General features: G+C 54.2%; 20 protein-coding genes. 14 read left to right on the top strand and 6 right to left on the bottom strand.

The window, feature by feature from the left end; translation table 11 throughout:
• The first annotated feature begins 160 nt into the window (after positions 1–160).
• The 3 genes from N7326_RS03690 to pulA all read left to right on the top strand — a co-directional run bounded on the left by N7326_RS03690 (position 161) and on the right by pulA (position 4,485).
• The gene (locus N7326_RS03690; RefSeq protein ID WP_259077484.1) at positions 161–1,252 is read left to right on the top strand and encodes an ABC transporter ATP-binding protein; all 1,092 of its coding nucleotides are present in this window, start codon (positions 161–163) and stop codon (positions 1,250–1,252) included.
• A 90-nt stretch (positions 1,253–1,342) separates the two neighbouring features.
• A complete protein-coding gene (locus tag N7326_RS03685) occupies positions 1,343–2,623 on the top strand; it encodes a DUF4032 domain-containing protein (RefSeq protein WP_259077483.1) in 1,281 nt (426 codons plus the stop codon).
• Positions 2,624–2,673: 50 nt separating this feature from the next.
• Entirely contained in the window at positions 2,674–4,485 is a 1,812-nt protein-coding gene (pulA, locus tag N7326_RS03680; RefSeq protein WP_259289371.1) for a type I pullulanase, read from the top strand.
• A 29-nt stretch (positions 4,486–4,514) separates the two neighbouring features.
• Here the strand turns inward: pulA and N7326_RS03675 are convergent, their stop codons facing one another.
• Both N7326_RS03675 and N7326_RS03670 read right to left on the bottom strand, forming a co-directional pair.
• Positions 4,515–5,654, bottom strand: a complete 1,140-nt coding sequence (locus N7326_RS03675) for an HNH endonuclease signature motif containing protein (RefSeq protein ID WP_259077480.1) — start codon at positions 5,652–5,654, stop codon at positions 4,515–4,517.
• 89 nt (positions 5,655–5,743) lie between these two features.
• Positions 5,744–7,261, bottom strand: a complete 1,518-nt coding sequence (locus tag N7326_RS03670; RefSeq protein WP_259289370.1) for an alpha-amylase family glycosyl hydrolase — start codon at positions 7,259–7,261, stop codon at positions 5,744–5,746.
• A gap of 34 nt (positions 7,262–7,295) precedes the next feature.
• Here N7326_RS03670 and N7326_RS03665 point away from each other — a divergent pair, with 34 nt between their 5' ends.
• The 11 genes from N7326_RS03665 (at position 7,296) to N7326_RS03615 (ending at position 19,646) form a co-directional block, all read left to right on the top strand.
• Complete coding sequence (locus N7326_RS03665; protein WP_259289369.1) at positions 7,296–8,621, top strand: TrkH family potassium uptake protein; 1,326 nt, start codon at positions 7,296–7,298, stop codon at positions 8,619–8,621.
• Positions 8,614–9,264 (top strand): potassium channel family protein, encoded by a 651-nt coding sequence (locus N7326_RS03660; RefSeq protein WP_259077474.1) that lies wholly within the window; start codon positions 8,614–8,616, stop codon positions 9,262–9,264. The genes N7326_RS03665 and N7326_RS03660 overlap by 8 nt, the downstream gene beginning before the upstream one ends.
• Before the next feature lie 319 nt (positions 9,265–9,583).
• A complete protein-coding gene (locus tag N7326_RS03655; protein WP_259077472.1) occupies positions 9,584–10,828 on the top strand; it encodes an extracellular solute-binding protein in 1,245 nt (414 codons plus the stop codon).
• Positions 10,829–10,986: 158 nt separating this feature from the next.
• The gene (locus N7326_RS03650; RefSeq protein ID WP_259077469.1) at positions 10,987–12,342 is read left to right on the top strand and encodes a carbohydrate ABC transporter permease; all 1,356 of its coding nucleotides are present in this window, start codon (positions 10,987–10,989) and stop codon (positions 12,340–12,342) included.
• A gap of 29 nt (positions 12,343–12,371) precedes the next feature.
• A complete protein-coding gene (locus N7326_RS03645; protein WP_396124724.1) occupies positions 12,372–13,226 on the top strand; it encodes a sugar ABC transporter permease in 855 nt (284 codons plus the stop codon).
• Between the two features lie 75 nt (positions 13,227–13,301).
• Positions 13,302–14,021 carry a hypothetical protein gene (locus N7326_RS03640; RefSeq protein ID WP_259077465.1) on the top strand — a complete coding sequence of 240 codons (720 nt, stop codon included), beginning with the start codon at positions 13,302–13,304 and terminating at the stop codon, positions 14,019–14,021.
• Between the two features lie 277 nt (positions 14,022–14,298).
• Positions 14,299–14,670 (top strand): 30S ribosomal protein S12, encoded by a 372-nt coding sequence (gene rpsL, locus N7326_RS03635; RefSeq protein ID WP_025251882.1) that lies wholly within the window; start codon positions 14,299–14,301, stop codon positions 14,668–14,670.
• Positions 14,671–14,673: 3 nt separating this feature from the next.
• Positions 14,674–15,141: a 30S ribosomal protein S7 gene (gene rpsG, locus N7326_RS03630; protein ID WP_263088167.1), complete on the top strand. Its 468-nt coding sequence runs from the start codon at positions 14,674–14,676 to the stop codon at positions 15,139–15,141.
• A 143-nt stretch (positions 15,142–15,284) separates the two neighbouring features.
• Positions 15,285–17,357, top strand: a complete 2,073-nt coding sequence (gene fusA, locus N7326_RS03625) for an elongation factor G (protein ID WP_259077795.1) — start codon at positions 15,285–15,287, stop codon at positions 17,355–17,357.
• A gap of 316 nt (positions 17,358–17,673) precedes the next feature.
• Positions 17,674–18,864, top strand: coding sequence for an elongation factor Tu (gene tuf / locus N7326_RS03620; RefSeq protein ID WP_259077461.1), 1,191 nt, complete (start codon positions 17,674–17,676; stop codon positions 18,862–18,864).
• A gap of 230 nt (positions 18,865–19,094) precedes the next feature.
• Complete coding sequence (locus tag N7326_RS03615; protein WP_259077460.1) at positions 19,095–19,646, top strand: DUF421 domain-containing protein; 552 nt, start codon at positions 19,095–19,097, stop codon at positions 19,644–19,646.
• Positions 19,647–19,704: 58 nt separating this feature from the next.
• Here the strand turns inward: N7326_RS03615 and N7326_RS03610 are convergent, their stop codons facing one another.
• The 4 genes from N7326_RS03610 to N7326_RS03595 form a co-directional block, all read right to left on the bottom strand.
• Positions 19,705–21,405, bottom strand: a complete 1,701-nt coding sequence (locus N7326_RS03610; protein WP_259077457.1) for an ABC transporter family substrate-binding protein — start codon at positions 21,403–21,405, stop codon at positions 19,705–19,707.
• Between the two features lie 266 nt (positions 21,406–21,671).
• Positions 21,672–23,573 carry a dipeptide ABC transporter ATP-binding protein gene (locus N7326_RS03605; RefSeq protein WP_259077454.1) on the bottom strand — a complete coding sequence of 634 codons (1,902 nt, stop codon included), beginning with the start codon at positions 23,571–23,573 and terminating at the stop codon, positions 21,672–21,674.
• Positions 23,570–24,592: an ABC transporter permease gene (locus N7326_RS03600; RefSeq protein WP_263088166.1), complete on the bottom strand. Its 1,023-nt coding sequence runs from the start codon at positions 24,590–24,592 to the stop codon at positions 23,570–23,572. The genes N7326_RS03605 and N7326_RS03600 overlap by 4 nt, the downstream gene beginning before the upstream one ends.
• Positions 24,593–24,596: 4 nt before the next feature.
• Positions 24,597–25,580 (bottom strand): ABC transporter permease, encoded by a 984-nt coding sequence (locus tag N7326_RS03595; protein ID WP_259077448.1) that lies wholly within the window; start codon positions 25,578–25,580, stop codon positions 24,597–24,599.
• Between the last annotated feature and the right edge of the window lie 275 nt (positions 25,581–25,855).

The following is a 25,855-nucleotide window of genomic DNA, read 5'->3' as shown; positions in this document are numbered from 1 at the left end:
AGGAGACGAAGATAACTCTCCCAATATTTGAGTGGCGTGGGTTAAATGGATAGATTGGACTATAGCGCGCCGGCCTGCTAAGCAGGCATGAGCGGCGTAGCTGGAAGCTTTTTTCACTCGGATCGTTCGGCACGTACCTGCCGATGAAAGGACGCCACCCATGGCATCAGTAACCTTCGATAAGGCCACCCTGGTCTATCCAGGCGCGAAAGCGCCAACCGTTAATAAATTCGACCTCGAAATCGCCGACGGCGAATTCCTCGTCCTCGTCGGCCCCTCCGGTTGCGGTAAATCCACCACCCTGCGCATGCTTGCCGGCCTCGAAGATGTCACCGACGGCCGCATCCTCATTGGCGACCGCGACGTGACCACCGCCGCCCCCAAAGAGCGCGATATCGCCATGGTCTTCCAGAACTACGCCCTCTACCCACATATGACCGTGCGTGAAAATATGGGCTTCGCCCTCAAGATCGCGGGCATGGACAAAGCCGAAATTGATCAGCGCGTCAACGAAGCCGCCGCCACCCTCGACCTCACCGAATACCTCGACCGCAAGCCAAAGGCCCTCTCCGGTGGTCAGCGTCAGCGTGTGGCCATGGGACGCGCCATTGTGCGTAAGCCCCAGGTCTTCCTCATGGACGAGCCACTGTCGAACCTCGACGCCAAACTGCGTGTGCAAACCCGTACCCAGATTGCCTCCCTGCAGCGCAAACTTGGTGTGACCACGCTATACGTCACCCACGACCAGACCGAGGCCCTCACCATGGGTGACCGCATTGCCGTTCTCAACGGCGGCTTCCTCCAGCAGGTCGGCAGCCCCCGCGAACTCTACGACACCCCAGCAAATGTCTTCGTCGCCGGCTTCATTGGATCCCCAGCGATGAATATTCTCGATTGCTCCCTCGAGGGCAACGTGGCCACCATCGGCAATGCACGTATCCCAATTACCGATATCACCCGCGCCGCCATCACCCCTGAGGACCAGGGTCGTATCACCATTGGCTTCCGCCCCGAGGCCCTCGAGCTTGTCGACGCCTCCGGCGACACCATCCCAGTCACCCTCGACTTCGTTGAGGAACTAGGATCCGATTCCTTCCTTTACGGTCATATCGAGGGCACCGACAATAAGCAGCTCGTTATCCGCGCAGCTCCTAATATCGCACCTCCACGCGGCACCACCATTCACGTGCGCGTGACCCCTGAGGGACAGCACAATTTCTCCGCGTCGACAGGCACTCGCCTGCCCGCGTAACCTAGACAGACCCTCACCTTTAGCCCGTACTCCCCACGCCTGGTGGGGGGTGCGGGCGCTATCACTGTTATACACAGGAAGAATCCGGATATGACCAGCCATATGCACATCGACGGCTCCGCCTACTCCGCGAGCCTCTTGCCCCTGCCCTGGAGCACCCCGCTCGAAGAATGGGGCGACGACGTTGTCGTGACCCTACCCCGCGGCATTTCCCGCCACGTGGTACGCTTCGTTCACCTCGGCGACGCCACTGGAACCGATTACGCCACCCAAGCCCTCTCAGGGGGTATCATCGCCGCCATTAAAGAAATCGGACGCCGCACCGCGCACCACGAATACGCCATGCTGCGCGAATTGCGCCGCGTCAAAGCGCCCGCAGTCACCCCCATCGCCGTCATCACAGGGCGACGTGATGAAAACGGCGAGAAACTCACCGCAGCCTTGGTCACAGAACACCTCCGCTTTTCTCTCCCGTACCGCGAAATCTTCTCCCAAACCCTCGAGCCCGCGGTGGCCGATAAGCTCATCCGCGCCCTCGCAATCCTTTTGGTACGCCTACACCTGTTGAATTTCTACTGGGGCGATGTGTCTTTGTCGAATACCCTATTTAGGCGCGATGCAGAGACCTTCTCCGCCTACCTGGTCGACGCCGAAACGGGAGAATTCCAGCCCAAACTGTCAACCAACCGCCGCCTGCATGATCTCGAGGTGGCCCGGGTGAATGTGATCGGCGAACTCATGGACCTCGCCTCAGGGGGTACGCTCGACGAGCAAATCGACCCCATCGCCCTGGGTAATTCCATCGAAACCTATTACCTCGATCTCTGGTCCCAACTCACCGAGGAAATCGAAGTACCCGCCAGCGAGTACTGGCGCGTAAAAGAACGTGTAGAAAAACTCGCCGAAATGGGCTTCGATATCGAAGAATTTCAAATCTCCGGGTCGAGTGGCACGATCACAGCACGGCCGAAAAGCGTGGACGCCGGCCACCACTCCAACCAACTCATCAGCCTTTTGGGTCTTGAGGTTGAAGAGCAGCAGGCTCGCCGATTGCTCTCTGAGATTCGTCGTTACGCGCCCGGGCAACCCATCGAACAAGCGGCGCGCTCATGGTACAGCGAAGAATATTTGCCCACCATTCACGCTATGCCCCCTGAGCTCACCGATAAGCTCGAGCCGGCACAGATTTTCCATGAAATCCTCGATCACCGCTACTTCTTAAGCCAGGAACAAGCGCGCTTTATCCCCATGGACGAGGCCGCTCACTCCTACTACGACAAGGTGCTACCAGGCCACCGTGATGAGAAGATGCTGATCGATTTACCGCAGAAAGCCAGTATGGATATCACTCACCTCGACTCCGATAGCTAGCCACGAAGCAAATTGTTATAGTGATCCAGGAACAATACAAGGAGAAATTGGTGAGACAGTACCCCCACTACGACGGACAACTTGGCGCCCTGTATACCCCTTCAGCCACCACCTTTAGGCTCTGGGCACCAACTGCCGCTACGGTTACCCTCTATCTTCGCTCCGAGGCCTACCCCATGACCCAAGGGGATCACGGGGAGTGGGAAACTATATGTCACGGTGACTTCCACGGAGCCGAGTACCATTTCGGCCTCAGCTTTCCAAATGGCACAACTACGACGAGCGTGGACCCCTATGCCCGCAGCGTGACCATCAACGGTAAGCGGGGCGTTGTTGTGGACGTCGACACGCTACTCGGACCAGCTCAACGACTCGACAGCTTCACAGATCCGCGCACCGCGATCATCTACGAGGCTCATATCCGCGACCTCACCATCGGGCCGAACAATGGAATCACCCATAAAGGCGCATTCCTAGGCCTCAGCGAAGCTGGCACCCGCACCACACGGGGCAACCTCTCAGGGCTCGACTACCTCAGCTCCCTCGGAGTCACCCATATCCAACTACTGCCCATCTTCGACTTCGGCAGCGTCGACGAAGCCGGCGATCTCAGCTACAACGCCCAGTACAACTGGGGATATGATCCAGAGAACTACAATGCCCCGGAAGGCTCCTACGCCACCATCCCCGGCGACCCACTGCTGAGGCTGACCGAGCTGAAAAAACTCATCGACGCCCTGCACGCGCGCGGGCTGCGGGTAATCATGGATGTGGTCTACAACCACGTTTACGAGGCCGAAAGGCACCCCTTCGAACTCACCGTTCCAGGCTATTATTTCCGCACCACCAGTGAAGGCGCATTCTGCAATGCCACCGGCTGTGGCAATGAAACAGCATCCGAGCGGTCGATGATGCGTAAATATATCGTCGATTCTGTTCTCTACTGGGCCCGCACCTTTGGCCTCGACGGATTCCGCTTTGATTTGATGGGCATTCACGACGTAGACACCATGAACGCCGTGCGCCGGGCGCTCGATACGGTGGATGAAGGCATCATTATCATCGGAGAAGGCTGGGAGATGGGCAACCACTCTCAGGGGGTACGTGGCGCTCATCAGGGCAATGCTGCCCTCATGCCAGGTGTGGGTATGTTCAATGATTTCTATCGCGATGTGGTGAAGGGGAGTAACTTCATCCGCACTGGCAGTGGCTTCATCTCAGGGGCTAGCGGGGATGATGCCCGCAAGTTATTTGACGCCCTCAATCCCTTGGATCCCAGTCACTCAGTGGTCTACAACGAGGCCCATGATAATTGGACAATGTACGACAAACTACGTGGTACCACCGGTTTGGAACAGGCCCCTGAGGAGGAGATCGCTCAACGCCACACTCTAGCCACCCTCACCCAATACCTAGCGCGTGGCATGGTCTTCCTTCACGCAGGTCAGGAATTTCTACGTACCAAGGGTGGAGATGAAAATTCCTATAAGAGCCCTGATTCCGTCAACGAATTTGACTACGACCGTGCCCAGCTTTTCGCCAAGGAAGCGGGTTTTGTTCGCCACCTAAATACTTTTCGTAAAAAGTACTCGTGGACCTACGATCCGCAGTATCTCATGGAGCTCATGAGCGCTGAGGGGCGGCGCCTAAGCTATCGGGTTAACGATGCCTTCGGCCCTGGCCGGCACGCGATTGTTATGCTAAATGGGGAAAATAGGCACTGGCTACACCCTGTTACCTCAGGAGCTTACCGAGTGCATATCAACCAAGGTGTGGTATTCCACAACCCCGCTCCTATAAACCTAAGCCATGAATATGTGGTGGGCCCCCTGAGTGGAACGGTTTTGGAGTGTGTCGAGTAGGCCACTAAGCGATATGCGTAGCGGCCTTTCTAGGATTGCTTTCCGTAGTACTCGAGTGCCCACTGGGAGACGCTTTTGGGGTGCGTCCGAAATTCGAGCTTTCCGCGTTTAGAACGGCGCAGCCCGGGAACCCCAGTTTTGGGATCTTTCTCGATTCGCCCGTGCCTCGAACTGATCCCTGGCACGTCGCAATTAAGACGATTATGCACCCGACACAGGGGCGCTAAATTGTCGTAGGTGGTCGGTCCCCCGCGGCAATGGGCCTCGATATGGTGTCCATCGCAGCTGATCGCTGCGATATCGCAACGCGGATGCACGCAGCTTAGATGCTCAATCGCGGCAATATATTTTTGATAAGGATTAAAGTAGCGGCCCTGTATGGTGCGCTGAATTCGAGCAGAGCTGACAGGTGCTGGGCGACCTTCGGCATCCAGCCCCCAGCAGATAACGTAGCCGAATGTGCCGATCTTCTCGTTGATGAACTGGCTGAGGTTAATTGTCGCGCCATCACTGGTAGCGATGCGCCCATCGGAAAAATACCTGGTTCCAGCCTCGAGCGGAAGAATAAAACAGGGCTCGTGGATGGGCTTTTTCTCCGGTGATCCCGTGATAAGGCGGTTGATGGCGGCTTGGCCGATGGCGTCGAGAAGCGTCAGTGATTCGTGTGCGGCGCGTAGGGCGCGGGCATCGGCGGCGAGCCTGACCCGCAGCATGTGAGCGCGATCTTCACTTAACCACCCAGAGAAGTGGATTCGCCCGTGGGCGTCGGGGACGGTACCCATGGAAAAGCGTGCCTGCGGCATCGGTTTCTCCATCCCGGCGTTTTCTTCGCGCACCCGCCGGGTCATGAAAGTTCGCAAATCGCGAAGCAGCATGGAGGGTGCTCGGCGGATGAATTCCTCGCGTAAAACGTGAGTATCGATAGATGCTGAGATCTTCTTTATATATTTATTGATCACATCAACCTGATCGACGCTCAGCTCCAAGCGAGCGGCGAGCGCTAAGTGCTTACGATCGAATTGCCGTGCCAACCAATGGAGGTGTTTTGCGCGGCTTAAATCGATCCCCGCACCCGCTTCAAGCTCCTCGGGTGTGATGGAGTGCGTGCGCACATGGTTCAACATCGCGGCGCCGGAGCGCTGTGCGGTGATCCATGTGCGGTAGCTCATGCCCTCAGCCTAACCTGAGCCGGCTGTTATCGCGCGGCGAGCTTTAGACCCCTGTGGATAACCTTTTCCCGCCCCACTACGCTGTGTTTTTACTGGCCGACGATCACCGCACTCGCAGGTGGCAACCACTTACCCGAATTTAGGTCAGCGTTGAGAGCAAAGAGAATCTCGCCTTCATCGCGGATCTCTATTGGCTCAGTAGACATATTGATGGTGACCACTACCGATGAGCGGCGATAGCGTAGCACCCGATCGGAGGAGATATCGGAGAGGAATTCTAAACCCCCTGAGGCGTGGAGGTCCGGGGTATCGCGGCGCAATTTAATCAGGGTGCGCACCACGTGCAGCAGCGATTGGGGATTCTGCTCGTGTCGCTCCACCGTCTTCTCAGGGCCCTGATTAGCGAAAGTGGGCAGGTAAGTATTTGGGTTCGTGCTAAATCCCGCTTGTGGCTTCGTTGACCACTGCATAGGGGTGCGCGCGCCGGTGCGGGTATAGCCGCCCTCATGGGTAGGAAGATCTTGATAGTCCATGGCGATTTCATCGCCGTAGTAGATAAACGGAATACCTGGCATGGTGAGCAGGAAAGTGAAATAGAGCCGCAACTCAGCGTCGGTGAGGTAGTGGGAGATACGTGGATTGTCATGGTTGCCCGTAATCAGGCTGAAATGGCCCGCGCCGACGCTGGCACGGTAGTGCGGGAGGTACTGGTCGATGAAGTCGCTGGCTGCTCTCGAGCTCACGGCCGAGAAGAAAGCGTTATCGGCACGAACCAGTAGGTTATAGCCGTTCCCCGGCCAATCGAGGTAGAAATCCATATCGAACCCGGCTTCCAGGGACTGGCTGGGGTTTCCCCACTCGGCAACAAAGATCGCATCGGGGTGCGTTTTCTTGACGTTTGTGAAGATCTCCTGCCACGCCCTTATGGTTGCGCTCTTATCTGGATCGTGTTTGACCAAGGAATCAGCCATATCGACACGGAATCCATCAACACCCTTATCGAGCCAGAATGTGATTACTTTCGCCATCTCTTCGCGGTTGCGCTGCGCCCCCTGAGAGGATGTAGGCTGCTGCCACGGGGTCTTCGGTGTGGCGAAGCCGTAGTTCAGAGCCGGTTGGGAGTGGAAGAAGTTGAGCACATAGCAACCGTTGCGCGGAGCTACTCCGGCGACGAAAGGCAAAGAATCGGCGTCGCCAAACCATGAGTTCGTCCAGATATAGCGGTCATCCTCAGGGGTCTTATCAGGGGAGGAGGATTGGATAAACCAGGGGTGTTCATCGCTGGTGTGGCCGGGTACAAGATCGAGCAGGAGGCGGATACCTGCGGCGTGGAGAGCGTCGATAAGCGCGCTGAGATCGTTGGTGGTGCCGTAGCGAGGCGCTATCTGGTAGTAATCGCGCACATCGTAGCCGGCATCCTTGAAGGGGGAGTCGAAGATGGGGTTGAGCCAAATGGCGGAGATGCCAAGCTGTTGTAAATAGGGGATCCTGTCGATGATGCCGCGCAGGTCTCCGATGCCGTCACCATTGGAGTCTGCAAAGGATTGGGGATAGATTTGATAAAATGTGGCTTTTTCCAGCCAGCTTTTTCCGCTGTGCGTTTCCATAAATACCATGTTAGTAGTGACTAGGATGTGATTCATGAGGCGTTTTCGACGGTCGCCGGCCCGCTTGGTGGCAGAGTCTTTTCTGGGCCTCATTGTGCTGGGTACGGTGCTTCTAAGCATGCCGTTCTCGCATGCCACCGAGGAGTCGAGCATCCTAGTTTCTTTGTTTACCGCCACCTCCGCGGTCTGTCTCACCGGTCTCGTGGTGGTTGATACTGCCACTTATTGGACGCATCTGGGTCAACTTATCATTATCGGCCTCGTGCAGCTCGGCGGACTGGGAATTATGACCTTGGCAACCCTAGCCTCGTGGGCAATAGCCGGCAGAATGGGGGTTCGCTCCAGACTTAATGCATCCGCAGAGGGCCGGGGATTGCATCTTGGTGAAGTCAAGGGACTCCTCGCAGCCACGATAGGATTTACGCTCGTCGTAGAAATAGTGGTGGCAATGAGTCTCAGCTTGCGTTTTTATCACCACTATGGCCTCGGTGTTCCGGCCGCTATCTGGGAGGGGAGCTTCCACGCCATTTCTGCCTTTAATAACGCTGGTTTCGGGCTCGCCTCCGATAACCTCGTGCCGTATGTCCGCGACGAAGTCATGCTCTGGCCAATCGCGCTAGCCATAATTTTAGGCGGTCTGGGTTTTCCGACGCTCCTAGAGTTAGCCAAGCGGGTGCGTACGCGCGGACACCTGAGCTTGACGACGATTTTCACCCTCTATGGCACGGCCATCCTATTGTCCGCTGGCATGATTGTGACGGCTTTCTTTGAGTGGAATGGGGCGCTCGCGCACCTATCCCCAGGGGATAAGCTCTTCTCCGCTTTCTTTCACTCGGTGAGCTCGCGTACGGCAGGGTTTAACTCCATCGACCTATCGATGTTTCACCCCAATGAACTCATGGCTACCAATATTTTGATGCTCATTGGAGGCGGATCTGGGGGGACCGCCGGTGGGGTGAAAATAACCACAGTTGGAGTCTTAGTTGCTGTGTTGATCGCAGAGATCAAAGGCGACGATGAGGTGGCTATTTATGGTCGCAAATTGCCTGACCGTACCTTACGGCAGGCGTTGGCCGTGGTAACCATAGCGGCATTTCTGGTCTTTTCCTCCATTATGATCGTAATAGTCTTGGCACCAGACTTCGCCACTGATCAATTGGTCTTTGAGGTCATTAGTGCCTTTTCTACGGTAGGACTGTCTACTGGTATCACCTCAGCCCTGCCCCAAGGCGCTCAGATTGTGCTCATTATATTGATGTACGCTGGACGGATTGGGCCGATTACCGTGGTGGCGGCGTTGGCAGCCCGCGACCAGCAGCGACATTATTCTTTCCCTGAAGAAAGGCCGTTCATTGGTTAAATTATTTCGGCGCCAATCCGTGGTGGTTATTGGTTTAGGTCGCTTTGGTATGGCATTGTCTGAAGAATTGGAAAAGCAGGGTGTGGAAGTGCTCGGCCTCGATATGAACCGCGAGGTGGTGGCGCGGGCGACCGAGAAACTTAGTCATGCCGTGGTGGGCTCGGGCACCGATGAGGCGGCCCTTAAGCAATTGGGCGTGCAGGAGGCGCGCCGGGTCGTGATTGCCATCGGATCCGATTTGGCGGCCAGTGTTCTTGCTGCGCAATCCATTTTAGATTTAGGGGCGCCAAATGTGTGGGCTAAGGCCGATGGAGACGCTCACGAGAAGATACTCAAACGGATTGGGGTGCACCACACCATTCGCCCCGAACGCGATACTGGCCGCAGGATTGCCCATCTGATTGGGGGAGCGGCGGAGGAGTATGTGGAATTCGATCACGATTTTTCCATGATCAAATTGGCTCCGCCGGTAAATTTCTTGGGTTTAAGAGTGGAGGAAACTCCTCAGGGGGTCGATATTGTGGCCGTGCGTAAGCAGGGGGGTAGGTTCACTCGCCCCGTTCCCGGCCAGCGCATCGAGTCGGGCGATATCATCATCGTTGCTGGTGCTCTGAGGAGTTTAGAGAGCTTCGCAGCATCCTAATTTCTACCCCCTTTCGTGGGCTTTTTCGGGCGACGGAAGGGGGCTTTACTGTGACTAACTGCGGGTCAAAATGTGATTATCTTCATTTTTTTAGCAGACGTGATTCTAAATTCACAGCATAAGCCCCCTTCATGCTCTGCTAACAGCCTTCTTCGTCTTTGTTCAGGTGGTGCGCTGTGTTTAGATATGATTATTGAGCTTTAGCAGGATCCTTTTCCTTTGGTAGGAAAAAGAACATTGCATATCGCACATATCTTAAAAGTTCTCCCTTTTGTTCAAAAGTGGAGAGAATCTTCTACAAGAAAGTGGTGTTTGTACAGTGCTGAACACTCGCAAAGCCTTCGCAGCAGTAATTGCTGTGGCCTTGGGCTCCGCTAGCCTGGTTGCTTGCTCTAATGACGACGCTTCGACCAATGATGCCGCAGGTTCCGCATCCGGCAGCGATATCACCTTAACCGTATGGACCTCCCAAGAAGATCAGACCAACTCCGATGCCTGGCTACAGTCCATGGAGAAGGCTTATGAAGAGGCTAATCCAGATCTGAATATCACCTGGAAGAACTCCGTGGTGTCCTCGGCTGATGCTGCTACCACCGTGACCCAGGACCCATCCGCTGCTGCTGACGTGTACGTATTCGCCAACGATCAGCTCGGCTCGCTGATGGCCGCTAATGCTATTGGCGCACTGTCCGACGATGGCAAGGCACAGCTCGATATGCAGGCTGAAAAGTCCCTGGCTGACTCCGTCGTGGGTAGCGATGGAGAGTTCTACGGGCTGCCTTATGAGCCAAATACCTGGTTCATGTACTACAACAAGTCCAAGCTGAGCACCGAAGATGTCAAGAGCTTCGACACCATGTTGGACAAGGCTAAGGTTTCCTTCCCAATCTCTAACTCGTGGTACCTCTCAGGCTTCTATGCAGGTGCTGGCACCACGTTCTTTGGTGCTGACGGCCTGGATGAGGCTGACGGCATTAAGGCCGGCGATAACGCAGCCGCCGTTACCGAGTACCTCGCAGGCGTTGCCAAGAACCCGAACTTCATTAACGACGCTGATGGCGCCGGCATGGGCGGACTCGCAAACGGCTCCGTCGACGTGGTCTTCTCCGGCGCCTGGGATGCGCAGGCCGCTGAAGAGGCTCTAGGCGATGACTACGCTGTCGCTGCTCTGCCAACCTACAAGCTCAACGGTGCAGATGTGCAGATCAAGGCCTTCTCCGGTTCTAAGGCTGTGGGTTATAACCCAACCTCTAAGAACCAGGTTGAAGCTGCTAAATTCGCTCAGTTCCTCGCCTCCAGCGAGTCTCAGAAGGCTCACTACCAGCTCAACGGTGTGATCCCTGCTGATAAGACCCTCGTTGATGACCCCGAGATTTCTCAGGATCCAGTGGCCGTCGCTCTCTTCGAGACCGTTGCTAATGCCTCCGTGCTGCAGCCTACCTTCAAAGAGATGAGCGATTTCTGGGAGCCCGCTGATAACTTCGGCAAGGCTCTTGCTAACGGTGAGGTCACCGAGGCTAATGCAGCTGAGAAGACCGAAGCCTGGTTCAGCGCCTACAAATAAGGCTGCACGTTTTTCCTAGCTTCCAAGTAGTTCGATAGCTACTTGATAACAAGCCCTGAAGCGCTCTGCCTCCATAGCACGATCTGCTTCAGGGCTTTTGTCGAATCGAGATACTGACGACGCTGGGAGTACCCCTCTTTTCACAAAGGAGAATTCCAATGAAGCACCGCGGCCAAGAAGCCGAGTTCAAGATTGGGCAAGCGTGGAGCGATGGCGATATCCTCACCAAGCTATCCCTTTTTGTCTTCGGTTTAGGCAATCTCGCGCGCAAGCAGTACGTCAAAGGTGTGATGCTGCTGGCCATCGAGATCTTAAGCGTCACTCTCTTTATTACCAAAGGCTTTTCTAAGATCGCTGCGCTGCCCGAGCTTGGTGGCGAGGGCGGTCAAACCCGGGTGAAGGTAGACGGTTTCTGGACCTACGTCACCTCAGAGCCATCGATCGTTGTGCTGCTAAACGGCATTGTCTCCGTCGTCGGAGTCCTCGCCTTCTTATGGTTTGCCACCATCGCTTTGCGCAGCGCCTTCAAAGCTCAGGTACAGATTGAAAACTACGGTCAAGCTCGTAGCTTCAAGGGCGATCTGAAAGCACTGCTGAATACAGATGCACCTATTCTGTTTATGACCTTGCCAACTGCCGGCATTCTCATCTTCACCGTCTTGCCACTGATCTTCATGATTTCGATGGCATTTACCAGCTTCGATTCCAATAATTCCCAAAACTTCAAGTGGGTCGGTTTCGAAAACTTCGGACAAGTATTTAGCAACGACGGCGGCCAAGTGAACTTTAACCTGTTCATTGGTGTGTTGATCTGGACCCTCGTCTGGGCTTTCTTCGCTACTTTCTTGAACTACTTCTTGGGCATGTTCTTGGCTATGGTGATTAACCGCCGTACCACCCGCGGTAAATCCTTCTGGCGGGCGATTTTCTCGCTCTCGGTAGCTGTTCCACAGTTCGTATCGCTATTGGTGCTGCGCTCTATGCTGCAGCCTCAGGGTGCTATCAACCGGTTGCTACTCGATTATGGTCTTATCGATTCGGCGCTGCCATTTTTCACCGATACCACCTGGGCCCGTGTCACGGTGATTGTTATCAACCTTTGGATCGGTATTCCTTATACCATCATGCAGGTCACCGGCATTCTGCAGAATATTCCCGGTGAGCTCTACGAGGCAGCGCGCCTCGACGGCGCCAGCTGGTGGCAGACCTTCCGCAGTGTCACCATGCCCTATATGTTGTTCGTGATGACCCCGTACCTCATTACTACCTTCACGGCCAATGTGAACAACTTCAACGTTATCTACCTGCTCTCCGGTGGTGATCCGACCCCAGTCGGAGCCTCGGCTGGTAAGACTGACCTCTTGATTACCTGGTTGTACAAGCTCACTGTGGACAAGGGCGACTACAATATTGGTGCCGTCATCGGTATCTTGACCTTCATCGTTTTGTCCACCGTGGCGTTAATTACCTATCGCCGTTCCGGCTCTTACCGCAATGAGGAGGGTTTCCAGTGAGTAAGACCCTTGATCACACTGATGCCAAGATGACCGACCAGCGGGCTGCCCGCCGGGTGGGGGATATCTTAAGCTACGCATTATTAGGCACGCTCTCCATAATCTGGGTCATGCCCATTATCTGGATTTTTGCCAACTCTTTTAATAAGAATACGGCACCTTATTCCTCGACGTTCTTCCCCACGGAGTACACCTTCGATAACTATATTGCGCTCTTTACCGAACGCGATGTTCTCGATTTCCCGAGGATGTTCCTCAATACCTTTGTCATCGCGGTATTCACCATGCTGATTTCGGTATTCTTCGTCTTGATCGTCTCGTTCTCCCTCTCGCGTATGCGCTTTAGGTTCCGCAAGGTTTATATGAACCTCGCGCTGACCTTGGGCATGTTCCCAGGCATTATGGCCGTCGTTGCTATTTACTTCATTTTGAAGGCCATGGGTCTTACGGGTGGTTCGATGACCAATATCGCCTTGATCATCGTCTACTCCGCTGGCTCCGGTATGGGCTTCTACATCATGAAGGGCTATATGGACACCATTCCTAAGTCCTTGGATGAGGCTGCTTATCTAGATGGCTGCTCGCGGTGGCAGGTCTTCTATATGATCATTTTGCCTATTGCCAAGCCCATGATTGTCTACCAAGCTATTATTGGCTTCCTGGTACCATGGCTCGACTTCGTGCTGGCAAAGGCAATCGCACGCACCCAGGATAACTACACGGTAGCTCTTGGATTGTGGAAGATGCTGGAGAAGGAATATATCCACGATTGGTTCGCTCGGTTCGCTGCTGGTGCAGTGTGCGTTTCGATTCCTATCGTGATCCTCTTCATCGTCATGCAGCGCTACTATCAGGAGTCTATGGCGGGCTCCGTCAAAGGCTAAGAATAGCGCACAGATTTTTTCAGGGCGCCTTACTATATATAAGTAAGGCGCCCTTTATTACTATGATTAGGGGCTATGATGACCAGTAATTTCGCAGCCAAAGGGCTCAAAATCCGCGGCCTTCTCATCATTGCGAGCATCTTCTTGCTTTTCCACGTGATCAGCCTCGGTATCGAGCGTCGCTTGGTACCGGATATTGCCCAAGCGAGTTTTGGGAATCTTTCTTTTGTGATCATCCTTGAGATCCTCAGCTGGGCCGCCTATCCACTTCTGGCCTTTTGTTTCCTTATTGCACTTGAGCATCTTACGGTTACGCGGGACCTTGTTTTGTTGACCCTAGGGCTAAGCGTTGTGAGTGAATGTGCAGAGGATTTTGCCCGTAGTGGGCGGCTGATCGATATGCGTTCCCAGAGTTTTGTTTGGGCTTTTGTATTGTGCATCATTTGCTACCAAGCGCTGAAGTCTAAAAAGGTGCGCTCGCGTCCGCTAGTGGCCGTGGCCATCATCGTGGCCGCTTTATTATGGGCGTTTATCGCCCAACTGGGAGTGCGTTTTAGTGGGTTCGTGCCAGGGGCCATCCTCCTTGTGTTCTTCCTCGTATTCTTCTACCTCAAAGGCCGTGAAAATACTATGATGCTCTCCGCTGCCTTAATGGGCGCTACCTTTGCCGTCGCTCCGGCTTTCGGTGTGGTCTTTTTGCACTACCGTGCCCCTAGCGTGGAGATTGAGCCGCAGTTTCCACCCGCGTGGATACTAGCGGCGTACCCGGTGGCACTGATCATTGCTGGGTTTTAGAATTTGACGAGCCCATGTCCGTGGGACTAGAGTTTCCAATAGTCCCATATGTGGGAGTCTTGGAATTTTGCCCAGTGTCTACTGGGAGCCTGGATTCTAGCAATTAGTTAGATCTTCAAGATTCTTCAAGAAAAACGGTAGCGGCCCCGGAAAGAGCCCCTATTTTTGTTTGTTTAGGGGCATATAGGGATTGTCGCAATCGTCAAGAAAATTCCAGATAGTGAGCGAAATTTCCTCCTCCGGATGGATGAGGATCAATCGAAGAGAAAGACTGTTCATGCCAACTATTCAGCAGCTGGTCCGCAAGGGTCGCCATGATAAGACTGCAAAGGTAAAAACTGCAGCTTTAAAAGGTTCCCCTCAGCGTCGTGGCGTGTGCACCCGTGTGTACACCACCACCCCTAAGAAGCCTAACTCCGCTCTGCGTAAGGTCGCCCGTGTGCGCCTAACCTCCGGCATCGAGGTTTCCGCTTATATCCCAGGTGAGGGCCACAACCTCCAAGAGCACTCCATGGTGCTCGTGCGTGGCGGTCGTGTGAAGGACCTCCCAGGTGTTCGCTACAAGATCATCCGTGGCGCCCTCGATACTCAGGGCGTGAAGGACCGTAAGCAGGCCCGTTCCCGTTACGGCGCAAAGAAGGAGAAGTAAACAATGCGTAAGAATGCAGCTCCCAAGCGTCCAGTTATCAAGGATCCAGTCTACGGATCCGAAGTTGTGACCCAGCTGGTTAATAAAGTCCTTCTTGATGGCAAGAAGTCCACTGCCGAGCGCATCGTGTATGGTGCCCTTGATAAGTGCAAGGAAAAGACCGGCACCGATCCGGTGCTCACCTTGGAACAGGCACTGGGCAATATCAAGCCTGAGTTCGAGGTTCGCTCCCGTCGTGTCGGTGGCGCTACCTACCAGGTTCCTGTTGAGGTTCGTGCCGCTCGCGCCAATACTCTCGCCCTGCGCTGGTTGGTGACCTTCACTCGTCAGCGTCGTGAGAACACCATGATTGAGCGTCTTGCTAACGAGATCCTCGATGCCGCAAACGGTTTGGGTGCTTCTGTGAAGCGTCGTGAGGATACCCACAAAATGGCTGAGGCTAACCGTGCCTTCGCTCATTACCGCTGGTAATCTTAACGCTTGCGGGCGCTATTAAGGCGCCCAATATGTGGATTACTATTAGAACTATTATCCCTTCAGCTACATAAGTTAGGAATACCGTGGCACCACAAGAAGTGCTTAAGGACCTCCACAAGGTCCGCAATATCGGCATCATGGCTCACATCGATGCCGGTAAGACCACCACCACCGAGCGTATCCTCTTCTATACCGGTATCAACCGCAAGGTAGGCGAGACCCACGATGGCGCCTCGACCACCGACTGGATGGAGCAGGAAAAAGAGCGCGGCATCACCATTACCTCCGCTGCTGTGACCTGTTTCTGGAATGGCAATCAGGTTAATATCATCGACACCCCAGGTCACGTTGACTTCACCGTTGAGGTGGAGCGTTCCTTGCGCGTGCTTGACGGTGCCGTAGCCGTTTTCGACGGCAAAGAGGGCGTAGAGCCCCAGTCCGAGCAGGTGTGGCGTCAGGCCGCTAAATACGATGTTCCTCGTATCTGCTTCATCAACAAGATGGACAAGCTCGGTGCTGACTTCTACTACACCGTGCAAACCATCATCGACCGCCTCGGCGCCAAGCCATTGGTTTTGCAGCTGCCGATCGGCGCAGAAGATGATTTCGACGGTGTTGTTGATCTGCTCGAGATGAAGGCTATTACCTGGCGCGGCAAAGTCGAGACAGGCGCTGAGCCAACCATCGAGGAAATCCCAGCTGATCTGCAAGAGAAGGCTGAGGAGTACCGCGAGAAGCTGCTCGAAACTGTTGCTGAGTCCGATGAATCCCTCATGGACAAGTACTTCAGCGGTGAAGAACTCAGCGTTGAGGAGATCAAGGCTGCGATCCGTAAGCTGACCGTTGCTTCTGAGGTTTATCCAGTGCTTTGCGGTACTGCTTACCGCAATAAGGGCGTTCAGCCTTTGCTCGATGCCGTCATTGATTACCTCCCGAATCCTCTCGATATTGGCGAAGTGATCGGCCACGCTGTGGGCGACGAGTCCACCAAGGTCTCCCGTAAGCCTTCTATCGACGAGCCTTTCTCCGCTCTCGCTTTCAAGATCGCTGTTCACCCCTTCTTCGGTAAGCTCACCTTCGTGCGCGTCTACTCCGGCATTGTGGAGCCTGGCACCCAGGTTGCTAACTCCACCAAGAGCAAGAAGGAGCGCATTGGCAAGCTCTTCCAGATGCACGCCAACAAGGAGAACCCTGTCGACCAGGCTCGCGCTGGAAATATCTACGCTTTCATCGGGCTCAAGGAAACCACCACCGGTGATACCCTCTGCGACGCCAATAACCAGATCATCTTGGAGTCCATGGACTTCCCGGATCCTGTGATCAAGGTATCCATCGAGCCTAAGACCAAGTCTGACCAGGAGAAGCTCGGCGTTGCTATTCAAAAGCTCGCTGAAGAGGATCCAACCTTCACCGTGGAACTCGACGACGAAACCGGCCAGACTGTTATCGGTGGTATGGGCGAGCTCCACCTAGATGTTCTGGTGGACCGCATGAAGCGCGAATTCAAGGTGGAAGCTAACGTTGGTAACCCCCAGGTTGCTTACCGCGAGACCATCCGCAAGGCCGTCGATCGTGTGGAGTACACCCACAAGAAGCAGACCGGTGGCTCCGGCCAGTTTGCAAAGGTCATTGTTGCCTTCGAACCGTATACCCCAGACCCAGAGACCCTCGAAGAGGGCCAATCTGCTACCTATGCTTTCGAGAATGCCGTGACCGGTGGTCGCGTGCCTCGCGAGTATATCCCGTCCGTCGACGCAGGTATCCAAGATGCCATGCAGTACGGTTACCTCGCTGGCTACCCCTTGGTTAATATCAAGGCCACGCTGCTCGACGGCGCCTACCACGACGTTGACTCCTCTGAAATGGCCTTCAAATTGGCTGGTTCCCAGGCTCTCAAGGAAGGCATTGCTAAGGCAAAGCCAGTCCTGCTCGAGCCAGTGATGGCCGTCGAAGTGATCACTCCGGAAGAGTATATGGGCGACGTGATCGGCGATATCAACTCCCGCCGTGGTCAAGTCAACGCCATGGATGACCGCGCCGGTGCGAAGGTTGTTAAGGCACGTGTGCCGCTATCGGAGATGTTCGGTTATGTTGGTGACCTGCGTTCTAAGACCCAGGGTCGTGCCAATTACTCGATGATTTTCGATTCCTACGCTGAGGTTCCTGCGAGCGTATCCGCCGAGATTATCGCGGAGCGCAACGGTAGCTAGACGCTCACCCAGGTAGCCTCCGTTGAAAGTCCAGTACATGGGAGGCTATCTGGGTAACTAGGGTAGTGGCTTCCTTGAGTCATTTTTCTTAGATATAATTCTAAAAGTGGCTTAAGGTGGCCGTTACCCTAGTAGATCCTATATCCACGAGATTTCACTAGCGGTTTGAAAAAAATGCGGTGGAACCTTAGGATCATGTAACTGGCATAAGTAATCGCTGAGCGCCAGATCATCCCCGAGGTGAGAAGGATCAGCACCATCAATTTTTGTGGCTGCGAGGTTCGTGGCCACCACGAAAAGTCCAGGAGGACACACTGTGGCAAAGGCCAAGTTTGAGCGCACTAAACCCCACGTAAATATTGGTACCATTGGTCACGTTGACCACGGTAAGACCACTACTACCGCTGCTATCACCAAGGTTCTGGCTGATACTTACCCAGATCTGAACCAGGCTTTCGCCTTCGATGCCATTGATAAGGCACCTGAGGAAAAAGAGCGCGGCATTACCATCAACATTTCCCACGTTGAGTACCAGACCGAGAAGCGCCACTACGCTCACGTTGACGCTCCAGGTCACGCCGACTACATCAAGAATATGATCACCGGTGCTGCCCAGATGGACGGCGCTATCCTCGTTGTAGCTGCAACTGACGGCCCCATGCCTCAGACCCGTGAGCACGTTCTTCTTGCTCGCCAGGTTGGCGTTCCTTATATCCTCGTTGCTCTTAACAAGTGCGATATGGTCGATGATGAGGAAATTATCGAGCTCGTGGAGATGGAAGTTCGCGAACTTCTCGCTGAGCAGGATTACGATGAGGAAGCTCCTATCGTTCACATCTCCGCTTTGAAGGCTCTCGAGGGCGACGCTAAGTGGACCGAGTCCATCGTTGAGCTCATGAACGCCTGCGACGAGTCCATCCCAGACCCAGAGCGCGAGACCGACAAGCCATTCCTCATGCCTATCGAGGATATCTTCACCATTACCGGCCGTGGCACCGTGGTCACCGGTCGTGTCGAGCGCGGTCAGCTCAAGGTTAACGAGGATGTTGAGATCATCGGTATCCGCGAGAAGAGCACCTCCACCACCGTTACCGGTATCGAGATGTTCCGTAAGCTCCTTGACTACACCGAAGCTGGCGACAACTGCGGTCTTCTTCTCCGCGGCATCAAGCGCGAAGACGTTGAGCGCGGCCAGGTTGTTGTAAAGCCAGGCGCTTATACTCCTCACACCGAGTTCGAGGGCTCTGTCTACGTTCTCTCCAAGGACGAAGGCGGCCGCCACACCCCATTCTTCGACAACTACCGTCCACAGTTCTACTTCCGCACCACCGACGTGACCGGTGTTGTGAAGCTTCCTGAGGGCACCGAGATGGTTATGCCTGGCGACAACGTCGACATGTCCGTCACCCTGATCCAGCCTGTTGCTATGGACGAGGGCCTGCGCTTCGCTATTCGCGAGGGCTCCCGTACCGTTGGCGCCGGCCGCGTTACCAAGATCATCAAGTAATGATCACCGCACCCTAAAAGGTGCGCACTAATCACCGCCTTATCTCCGCTTAGGGGATGGGGCGGTTTTTGGCATTCCTACAGGCATTTACTTCTGCGAGATTATAACGCTCAGAAATGCTGAACCTCCCAGGCTAAGATTTCAGATTGCTGGTGATGTCTTCCAGGCCCATAACGGGCTTGATGAAACTGATCAAGCGCTTATACCAAAGGCTGCTAAGCTGAGTTTTTATGGACCAATTAAGGCTCTATATGTACGAGCAGTTAACGATCGATCCCTGGCGTATCCCCGTGGTGATTCTTTCGGGGATTTTTACCTACCTCGGCTTTATCGTATTGGTTCGGATTTTTGGAGCCCGGGTGCTCTCCAAGATGCACACCTTCGATGCCGTTGTTATTGTCATGTTTGGAGCGGTGGCAGGACGTGCAGTTATCGGTCACCCGCCCACTTTAATGGCGGGAATAGTGGGACTCGGCACGCTTATGGTCATGGAATCCATTTTTGGGATGATCCGCGACGGTCGGTATATCAAGCGAGTCATCAATAGCCACCCCCAGGTCATCGTCGCCAACGGAGAGATGATCGACGATCAGCTACGCAAAACTCATGTATCCCCCTCTGATATTCGCTCTGCACTACGCAGAGCAGGTATACCGACACTCTCTATGGTGCAGCTGATGATTCTAGAACCAACCGGGGACCTTACAGTTTTCAAGGTCGGTATTCCCGTAGATCCCGATCTTCTCAAAGGGGTGGCTGGTGTGGAGTATCTCTACCCCTAAATAGAGAAATTCTCCTGCCGGCATTATGCCGACAGGAGAATACTAAAAAAGAATCTTATTACTTAGCCCAGCCGATATTCTCTACCGGAAGATCAGCGAAAGCGGTGGCGCCGAAGTTAGCCAAACCCTTCTTTACGCCAACCATTTGAGGTCCGTTGTACATAGGGACAACACCGTAGGTAGCAAAAGCTTCCTCTTCTAGTTTATTCGCTTCCTTAATTTGCTCCTCAGCGGTGGGTAGCTTTTGGAGCTTGTCAATCTTGGCATCGAGTTCAGCAGAACCCGTGCCCGAGATATTCAGCTCGGAGTCGGTATTATAGAGCTGACCGAAGTACGCGGCTCCAAAAGGATCAGAAGACCTAAAGCTAAGGAAGAAGAGATCGAAGTCCTTGGCGGCCATGATCTTGGAGAAATCAGATGATGGGCGCTCTTGGATGGAAAGATCCACACCAATATCCTTCATCATCTTCTGCAAAGCAGAGGCAAATGCCTTATCAATTGCGGAGTCGCCCAGCATGGTGTAGCGGATGCTGAACTTTTGGCCATCCTTCTCGCGGATCCCATCGCTACCAGCAACCCACCCAGCTTCGTCGAGCAACGCTTGAGACTTTTCTGGGTCGAAAGCCCCTACAGAACTAAAGTTATCTTCGTAGCCTGGCTGGAAGGTGAAATAGGTCAGTGAGCCTGGCAGTTCCTCAGTATAGTCCAGACCATTGAAACGGATCTCTGAGATTAGTGCGCGGTCGATGCCCTTCACAATAGCCTCGCGAACTTTAATATCGCCCAGTTGTGGTGCCTGGGCGTTGAGCATCATCAAAGCATTGGAGGTAAGTACCGAGGAACGAATATCAATAGCATCACCCAGCCCGCGAGCGGTGGCAAGGTTGTCTTTGCTGCTCACGCCGGCGGCATCGATCTCGCCAGCTTTGAAGGCATTGATCGTTGCCAGATTCTCCATGGCGCGCAGCGTCAGCTTCTCAAGTTTGGCGGTCTCGCCCCACCACTTATCATTGCGAACGAAGGTTACGGTATTGGCGTTCGGGTCGAAGCTGTCCACGATGAATGGACCGGCACCCCATTCAGGATGCAGAGTGTTGATATAGCTCTCATTGAAAGTCGCGGGATCGTTAACCTTTGGGTGCAGGATCGAGTTAAACAAGCCCTGCCACCACGGGTAGGTGCCATCGAAGGTGATGATTACTTGCTTATCATCGTCACCCCGGGTGACAGCGGAAATGCGCTCATAGCCATCGGTGCCGCTAGGAACCACCTGAGGGTTAGAGCCGTTATTCATCTTCCAGGTGTTCTCAAAGGCGGTCCAGTCAATGGGGGTACCGTCGTTGAAGGTTGCATCAGGGTGAATATCCCAGGTGAGTACCAAATTCCCATCTACGATATCGTCCTTGACATCAGTGAGGTAGGCGGGATTGGCGTGCCAGGTGCCATCACCGTCGAAGAGGGCGATCTGTGGGTTGAAATAGCGCCAGATCCTGGTTGTATCAGCCGAGCTATTACCGTGGAAACGATTGAGTTGCTCGGGAATTTCTGAGATAGGCAAGACCAGCTCGCCGCCATCCTTGATCTGATCGCGCTCGAGCGGGTTATAATCGCCAGCAGCCTTGATCTCGAACTCGGCTGAGCCTTGGCCGGAGGCTGATTGGGAGCCAGTGCCCGTGGTGGCACCGTCGGCGCACGCACCTAGGGTCAGAGCAGCAACAGATAGCGCAGCCATCGTTGCAATGCGGATATTCTTCTTCATAAGGAAAAAATCTCCTTCATTGATCGTGTGAGGGTGGGTATAAGCGGACGTCAAGAGGGCACCGGGTTATCATGCCCGTGAGTCCAGAGCCTTTCTCATGATGAAGAAAATCTCTGCACGAGACTGCGATACGACGGATCAATCGACCGCAACCTCGTGCAGAAACCTTTTCGCTCTCTAAGCAAACTATAGAGGTGGTGCCAGGATCTTAGTACTCATGTATATTGCTGATACTTTATAATCCTGACACCACAGGGGCAAAGTCTTTATCGACGCGCAACCGTTGGATCGGGGATGGGGATCGCCTCGAGCAGTTGCTTGGTGTACTCGTGTTGCGGATGATCGAAGATATCATCCACCTCACCCTCTTCCACGAAGCGGCCTTTGTACATCACTGCGACCCTATCGGAAAGATGGCGCACGACAGAGAGATCGTGGGCTACGAAAAGATACGATAAACCGAGCTTGCGTTTGAGGTCTTCAAGAAGGTTAATTACACCCGCTTGGATCGAAACGTCGAGGGCAGATACCGGTTCATCGAGAACGATAACACTGGGATTGGTCGCCAAGGCTCGAGCGAGGCCGATACGCTGGCGTTGACCGCCAGAGAAATGCCCGGGGAAGCGATCAATTTGGGAGGTATCCAGGCCGACCAAAGTCATGAGTTCTTGGACTCGGCGATCAATATCGCCGTCGAAGCCGAGCGCATATAACGGTTCAGCGATAACTTCCTTTACCGTCAACCGGGGGTTGAGCGAACTCATGGGATCTTGGAAGACAATCTGGATTTGCTTTCGCGCTTCTCGACGCTGGGTGCGTGTCATCGATGATGCATCAATACCATTGAGAATCACGTGGCCGTGGGCTGGATCAAGATCCATGATCTCAAGGAGAGTTGTGGTTTTACCGCAACCAGATTCACCAACAATAGCCATGCACTCACCCTGGTGAATATCAAAGGTCAATCCGTCGACCGCCTTCACGGTGCCAACTTTGCGCTTAATGAGAGCACCTTTAGTCAGCGGGAATTCCTTGCGAAGATCCTTGACACTGAGCGTAACTGGACGTTCGTCGCGTGGGATTTCAGCAAGAATATCCGGGCTCAGTGGGGGTAGTTGGTACATGCGATCACCATCGATCCTGCCATCGAGGATCTCTTGAGAGCGAAGGCAAGCCGATTGATGAGCCTGGGTTCCTGGCACGAGATTGAGGGAGGGCTCTTCTTCGTGGCAGCGTGGTTGTACCACTGGGCATCGGGGGGCGAATTGGCAGCGATCGCGCAGTCCCACGAGCACGGGGGGATTGCCCACGATAGGTGTTAAGGGTTCGTCTGAGGAAATATCAGGGCGGGGGGTTGATCCGAGGAGGCCGACGGTATAGGGCATCCGCGGTTGGGCAAAGACCTCAAAGACATTACCTTTTTCCACAGGCCGCCCCGCGTACATCACGAGGACGTCATCGGCGGTTTCGGCCACCACACCCATATCATGGGTGATCATGATAGTGGCGGCACCAGTCTCGCGTTGGGCGAGTTTAATGACATCGAGGATTTGCGCTTGGATGGTGACATCGAGCGCGGTGGTGGGCTCATCCGCAATGAGCACACGAGGATTATTTGCAATCGCAAGGGCGATGACCACGCGCTGGCGCATACCACCAGAAAATTCGTGGGGGAAGGACCTCACCCGTTTGTGCGGCTCTTTAATACCGACAAGATCTAATAACTCTATGGCCCGCTTGAGTGCATCGGCTTTGGAAATCCTTTGGTGCGCTTGCAACGCTTCTACAAGCTGGGTGCCAATATCAAAGACGGGGGTCAGTGCCGAGAGCGGATCCTGGAAGATCATACCGATGCCGTTACCGCGAATCCGTGACATTTCACTGTCGGTTTTGCCAATTAGTTCTTCACCGGCGAAACGAACCGAGCCTGCAATCTTGGCATAATCCGGAAGGAGACCCATAACAGACAGTGAGGTGACCGACTTCCCCGATCCGGACTCGCCCACAATTCCTAGAGTTTGACCAGGAAAGAGGTCAAAAGACACACCGCGCACAGCATTGACAACACCGGCTTCGGACGGGAAAGAGACATTAAGGTCGCGGACTGAGAGTATTGGGGTATTTAAGGCAGTTGTGCCTTCGAGGGAATACGAGCTAGGCGAACTCATGCGTTTCCTCCGGACTTTGAGTTGGGATCGATGGCATCGCGCAATCCGTCAGCAATAAGCGCTAACGAGACCGTCAGTAGGGTCAAGATCGTGGCTGGGATATAAAACTGCCACGGAGCAGTGAGAACAGTGGCGGTGCCGCCTGATAATAAGGTTCCCAAAGACACATCGGGGAGTTTGACACCTAAGCCGAGGAAGGACAACCCAGTCTCGCCCATAACTGTCGATACCGTGCCGAGAACAAATTGGATAACTAACAGCGAGCTGATATTGGGGAGCATATGGCGGACGATAATTCGTGACTTGGATACGCCCATATAGCGAGCAGCCCGAACAAAGTCGTTTTCACGCACGGAGATGGATAGTGACCAAATCACACGAGCCGAGTACATCCAGCCGAGGAGAATCATGACGAAGATGAGCACCTTCCAGTCGCCGCCGGAGTCAGAAACCAGCAGCGCCAAAATGAGGAAGCTGGGAACCGCGAGGAGGAAGTGAATAATCGCTAGAATGATCTTTTCTACCCAGCCGCCGAGAAGGGCCGCTCCGGCACCAACGATGGCGGAGATTATGGTGGTCGACAGTGCAACACTCACGCCGATAATGAGAGAGCGTCCCAGACCATGGGCGGCCTGTGCAAAAAGGTCTTGGCCACCGTCGGTGGTGCCAAACCAGTGCTCGGACGATGGAGCGCTTGACAGGTTAAGGAAATCAGGTTCTGTAAACGACCACGGGGTGAGCAGGCCACCAAAGGCTGCGAAGAGAGCGAGGAGCCCAAAAATGACCGAGCCGATGACCGCACCCTTATTGCGCATGAAGCGGCGTGCGTAGAGTGTGAGACGGGAGGTGCCGCGGACGAGTTCCGGTGTCTCGGGAAGGTTAGGTTGGGATTCGTTCTCATCGGAACGAATCTCTGAGCCATGGGGCACAGTTGCACCGACGTGGAGGTTTGCTGGCGGCATCACCGTTGAGGTGGCCTCGTCGATATCGCCTGTGGGGCGTTGATTATTATCGTTCATGGTATTAACTCACTCGTACTCGAGGATCGAGGGCAACGACGACTAGATCGGCCAAAATTGCGGAGACGCCGGTGAGTGCAGCCCCGAAGGCGGCAACGGCCACGGCACCGTGGACGTCATTTTTCGATATGGTTTCCACAAAATACACGCCCATGCCGTTCCATGCGAAGATTTTTTCAGTCAGTACCGCGCCCGTAAAGATGCCGGGAACAGCGAAGGCAACCGAGGTGGCGACCGGGATGATGGAGGTGCGCAATGCGTGCCGGCGAATAGCCTGTCCCTTTGTCAGCCCTTTAGCTCGGGCTGTGCGTACATAGTCGGCGTTAATATTGTCGAGTAGCAGGGAGCGCTGCATGAAGTGGTAGCCAGCATAGCCAATAATTACGAGAGCGATTGTTGGCAGAATGAGGTGCTGGGCATAATCGACGAGCTTGGGAAAGAATCCCTCCACGCTGGGGTTCGAGGCCCCGGTGACATAGAGGATACGAGCTCCTACTAGGTCGTTGATCTTAATCGCTGCGGCTACAACGATAATCGATGCGACGACGACGTGGACATTCATGGCCACGATTGAGATAGCCTGCCAGATTCGGTCACCTCGCTGGTATTGCCTAGACGCTGTGTACACGCCCACCGACACTCCAAGGACGATGGTTATGAGGGTAGCGACGAGCATCAGTTGAGCGGATACCCAGATGCGGAAACTAATTTCATCATTAACGAGGGATCCAGTTGGAGAATAGCCCCAGTTCCAGTGGAGCAGGATATCGCTTAACCAATTCCACCACCGCTGCCACAAGGGGATGGTGGGGCTGAGATTATAGGGCACAAGGAGTGTGTCAATCTGCTCGGGGGTTAACGGTGGCCTCCGCCCAATATAATTCGAGCGAGGGTCGAGGAAGGCCGACGCTAGGAAGAAAGTAATATTTGTTGCCAGAAAGACGATGAGCGTCCAGCTAGCTGCTTTCCTCAGTAGATATTTGAACAATGGTTTTCTCCATCACGTGCGAAAGTCACAGGGCTTTAAAGTTCTCCAGGAGGCTTAAAACCGGCGTTGGTGCGTAAAACGACAGTATCCCACATCTACTCCGGCATTGTGAATACGGAGCCTGCGAAATTATTGGAATTGTTGTGCTTATAATTTACGGCTCTACGCGGACTTTTAATAATTACAGCTCGCAGAAGCTAAAAAAATTTCGATAATATTCGATCCGTCCACTACCCCCACAGCGGTGATGTGAGGATTATTGCTGCTGGATTTTC

This window comes from Corynebacterium sp. ES2794-CONJ1, from assembly GCF_025660615.1.
GTDB lineage: Bacteria > Actinomycetota > Actinomycetes > Mycobacteriales > Mycobacteriaceae > Corynebacterium.
Note: the sequence above shows the minus strand (reverse complement) of the source record. Positions and strands in the feature narration are given on the sequence as shown.

What these genes read in the sequence shown, in the direction of transcription:
- N7326_RS03690 (WP_259077484.1), top strand. Translation starts at nt 161, where the DNA reads ATGGCATCAGTAACCTTCGATAAGGCCACCCTGGTCTATCCAGGCGCG.
- N7326_RS03685 (WP_259077483.1), top strand. Translation starts at nt 1,343, where the DNA reads ATGACCAGCCATATGCACATCGACGGCTCCGCCTACTCCGCGAGCCTC.
- N7326_RS03675 (WP_259077480.1), bottom strand. Translation starts at nt 5,654, where the DNA reads ATGAGCTACCGCACATGGATCACCGCACAGCGCTCCGGCGCCGCGATG.
- N7326_RS03670 (WP_259289370.1), bottom strand. Translation starts at nt 7,261, where the DNA reads ATGGAAACGCACAGCGGAAAAAGCTGGCTGGAAAAAGCCACATTTTAT.
- N7326_RS03665 (WP_259289369.1), top strand. Translation starts at nt 7,296, where the DNA reads ATGAGGCGTTTTCGACGGTCGCCGGCCCGCTTGGTGGCAGAGTCTTTT.
- N7326_RS03650 (WP_259077469.1), top strand. Translation starts at nt 10,987, where the DNA reads ATGAAGCACCGCGGCCAAGAAGCCGAGTTCAAGATTGGGCAAGCGTGG.
- N7326_RS03645 (WP_396124724.1), top strand. Translation starts at nt 12,372, where the DNA reads ATGACCGACCAGCGGGCTGCCCGCCGGGTGGGGGATATCTTAAGCTAC.
- N7326_RS03640 (WP_259077465.1), top strand. Translation starts at nt 13,302, where the DNA reads ATGATGACCAGTAATTTCGCAGCCAAAGGGCTCAAAATCCGCGGCCTT.
- rpsL (WP_025251882.1), top strand. Translation starts at nt 14,299, where the DNA reads ATGCCAACTATTCAGCAGCTGGTCCGCAAGGGTCGCCATGATAAGACT.
- rpsG (WP_263088167.1), top strand. Translation starts at nt 14,674, where the DNA reads ATGCGTAAGAATGCAGCTCCCAAGCGTCCAGTTATCAAGGATCCAGTC.
- fusA (WP_259077795.1), top strand. Translation starts at nt 15,285, where the DNA reads ATGGCTCACATCGATGCCGGTAAGACCACCACCACCGAGCGTATCCTC.
- N7326_RS03615 (WP_259077460.1), top strand. Translation starts at nt 19,095, where the DNA reads ATGGACCAATTAAGGCTCTATATGTACGAGCAGTTAACGATCGATCCC.
- N7326_RS03610 (WP_259077457.1), bottom strand. Translation starts at nt 21,405, where the DNA reads ATGAAGAAGAATATCCGCATTGCAACGATGGCTGCGCTATCTGTTGCT.
- N7326_RS03605 (WP_259077454.1), bottom strand. Translation starts at nt 23,573, where the DNA reads ATGAGTTCGCCTAGCTCGTATTCCCTCGAAGGCACAACTGCCTTAAAT.
- N7326_RS03600 (WP_263088166.1), bottom strand. Translation starts at nt 24,592, where the DNA reads ATGAACGATAATAATCAACGCCCCACAGGCGATATCGACGAGGCCACC.